Source organism: Nakamurella sp. (assembly GCF_048594475.1).
GTDB lineage: Bacteria > Actinomycetota > Actinomycetes > Mycobacteriales > Nakamurellaceae > Nakamurella.
Genome location: NZ_JBMDXT010000205.1, coordinates 1 through 3259 on the forward strand (window position 1 = coordinate 1; position 3259 = coordinate 3259).

Genomic DNA, 3259 nt, shown 5'->3' on the forward strand with positions numbered 1-3259 from the left:
TCCCGGTGCTGGGCGCGTCGTTCCTGTTCGGGCTCTGGCACATCCTGCCCTCGATGGGGATCGGCCAGGCCAACGCCGCGGTCGGCGAGACGATCGGCACCAACCCGTGGGTCACCACGACCGCGGCCGTGCTGTCGATGACCGTCGCGGGCGTCCTGATGTGCGTGATGGCCCGGCTGGGCAAGGGCATCAAGACCACCATGCTGCTGCACTGGGCGACCAATTCGCTGGGCTTCTTCGCGGCCTGGCTGCTGCTGCAGTAGCGATCGCCCGCTCCGGCCGCGGGTGGGCCGCGCACTCCCCCGGGCTGCCGGCGGGCCGGTCACGGGCATAGCCTGACGGCACTATGCAGATCACCAAGTACGGCCACTCGTGCCTGCACATCGTGGACGACCGGGCCAGCCTGCTGACCGATCCCGGCGCCTTCTCCGGCCCGTTCGAGGACCTGACCGGTCTGACCGGGATCCTGATCACGCACCAGCATCCGGACCACGTCGACGTGGAACGGCTCAAGACCGTGCTGGCCACCAACCCGGACGCGCCGCTGTTCGCCGACCCGGACACCGTCGCGACGCTGGCCGGCCAGGGCGTCGAGGCCAGGGCCGTGCAGACCGGCGACCTGCTCGAGGACCTCGGCACGCAGGTGCAGGTCTGGGTGTCGGACCACGCGATCATCTACGGCGACCTGCCCGGCATCACCAACGCCTGCTACCTCGTCGGCGACCGGCTCTTCCTGCCCGGCGACTCGTTCACCCTGCCCGGCGTGGACGTCGACATCCTCGCGCTGCCGGTGTCGGCGCCGTGGATGGCCGTCAAGGAGGCCATCGACTACCTGCACGAGGTCGCGCCCGCCATCGCCGTGCCGATCCACGAGAAGGTCCTGGCCAACACCGCCATGGTGTACGGGCTGATCGAGCGGATGGGTCCGGACGCCACCCGGTGGGTGGATCTGGACGACGGCCGGCCCCGGGACCTGTGAGCACCCACCGCCCCTGACCAGGGCCGGCCCCGCGCGGCAGGGCCGGTGGAGGAGTCCGGATGACGCACGCCGATCGGGAGTCCACGACCGCCGGCCCGGGCGGTCCGGCCGCCGCCGGGCGCCCGGAGCCGGGCGGGCACCGCGAACGGCCCGACCGCCGGGTCGTGCGCCGGCTGGTGCTGGGCTCGGCGCTCATGCTCTTCCTGGAACTGGCGCTGATCCGCTGGCTCGGCGCCAACGTCGTGCACCTGAGCTACTTCTCCAACTTCGTGCTGCTCGGCTCGTTCCTCGGGATCGGGCTGGGCTTTCTCATCGCCCGCCACCGCTGGTCGGTCCTGCCGGCCGCGCCGGTGATCCTGGCCGTGCTGGTCGTCCTGGTGTTCCTGGAGCCGGTGACGATCGACCGGGCCGGCGACGACGTCATCTACTTCACGTCGCTGGAGACGTCCGGCCCGCCGGCCTGGGCGGTCCTGCCGGTCATCTTCGTGCTCGTGGCCGCCTGCCTGGCCGGGCCGGCCGAGGCGGTCGGGCGGTGCTTCGCCCACCTGCGACCGCTGACCGCCTACCGCTGGGATCTGGTCGGCTCGCTCGCCGGCATCGCCGGCTTCACCGCCCTGTCCTTCCTGCGGGCCCCGTCGGTGGTGTGGGGCGTGGTGGTGACCGCCGGGTTCGTGCTGCTGATCGACGGCTGGCGGCGGTGGCTCTCCGTCGCCTGCGGGTTGGCGATGGTGTCGTTCCTGCTGGTCGAGACGCTGTCGCCGGGGGTCTCCTGGTCGCCGTACTACAAGGTGCACACCACCGACCGGATCCTGGGCGGCGCCCCGATCACCGACATCTCGGTCAACGGCGTCCCGCACCAGATCATGCGGCCGGCCCAGGTCCGGCTCACCGAGGAGGCCCAGTACGGGCTGCCGTACCAGCGGTCGCCGCAGAACCCGCTGGGCAACGTGCTGATCATCGGCGCCGGGTCCGGCTCCGACGTGGCGATCGCGCTGTCCAAGGGAGCCCGGCACGTCGACGCCGTCGACATCGACCCGCGGATCATGGAGATCGGCGTCGAGAAGAACCCGGACCAGCCGTACGCCGACCCGCGGGTGACCCGTCATGTCAACGACGGGCGGGCGTTCCTGGAGACCACCGACACCCGGTACGACCTGATCCTGTTCGCCCTGCCGGACTCCCTGGCCCTGGTCACCGGGGCCTCGCAGATCCGGTTGGAGAGCTTCCTGTTCACCGAGCAGGCGCTGACCGCGGCCCGCGCGCACCTGACCGACGACGGCCTGTTCGCGATGTACAACTACTACCGCGAGGACTGGCTGATCGACCGGCTGGCCGGCACCGCGGCGGCCGCGTTCGGTCACCCGCCCTGCGTGGACAAGGTCGGCGGCGGGCAGGCGGTGGTCAGCGCCGCCCTGGACGAGGCCGACCAGTCGTGCGGCGCGGCGTGGGTGCCGGCCGGCCCGGTGATCGCTCCGGCCACCGACGACCGGCCGTTCCTGTACTACCAGGGCGGGTCGATCCCGGCGATCTACCTGTGGACGCTGGCCGGCATCCTGCTGATCTCGCTGACCGCGGTCCGCGCCCTCGGCGGCCCGTTCCGCTCCATGCGCCCCTACGCGGATCTGTTCTTCATGGGCGCGGCCTTCCTGCTGCTGGAGACCAAGAACATCGCCACCTTCGCGCTGCTGTTCGGCACGACGTGGCTGGTCAACGCGTTCGTGTTCGCCGGGGTGCTGGTGATCGTGCTGGCCGCCGTGGAGACCACCCGGCGGTTCCGCACCCCGCCGCTGCCGCTGGTCTTCGCCGGGATCGCCGCGTCGCTGGCCGTGTGCTACTTCGTCCAGCCGGACTGGCTGCTCGGGCTGCCGTTCTGGCCGCGGCTGATCGTGGCCGTGCTGCTCGCCTTCGTCCCGATCTATCTGGCCAACGTCGCGTTCTCCAAGCGCTTCGGCGCCTCCGACGACTCCCGGGCCGCGTTCGGGCTCAACCTGCTCGGCGCGATGCTCGGCGGCTGCCTGGAGTACCTGGCCCTGCTCACCGGCTACCGCAACCTGCTGCTCATCGTCGCCGCGCTGTACCTGTGCGCCTTCCTGCTCACCCCGCGCAAGGGCCTGGTCGCCGTCTGACCTCCCGCCCTCACCCCGCGCGGATCATCAACGCCGGCGGTGCGCCACGAGGCGCTGCTTGTTCGAGTGGAGGTGAGAGGCCACCACCGCTGACCCTGTCGTAGCGGGGCGGTGGAGCTGAGGGCAGCCCGTTGCCGGGGTACGCCGGGAACGG

3 protein-coding genes are annotated in these 3259 nt (G+C 71.5%); all 3 read left to right on the top strand.

Annotated features, from left to right (window positions below; all coding sequences use genetic code 11):
* The coding region (locus ACOJUF_RS09670) for a type II CAAX prenyl endopeptidase Rce1 family protein (RefSeq protein ID WP_420121646.1) at positions 1 to 263 on the top strand (263 nt) is incomplete at its 5' end.
* Positions 264 to 346: 83 nt separating this feature from the next.
* Complete coding sequence (locus ACOJUF_RS09675) at positions 347 to 979, top strand: MBL fold metallo-hydrolase (RefSeq protein ID WP_420121647.1); 633 nt, start codon at positions 347 to 349, stop codon at positions 977 to 979.
* A gap of 59 nt (positions 980 to 1038) precedes the next feature.
* The gene (locus ACOJUF_RS09680) at positions 1039 to 3105 is read left to right on the top strand and encodes a spermidine synthase (RefSeq protein ID WP_420121648.1); all 2067 of its coding nucleotides are present in this window, start codon (positions 1039 to 1041) and stop codon (positions 3103 to 3105) included.
* Positions 3106 to 3259: the final 154 nt, after the last annotated feature.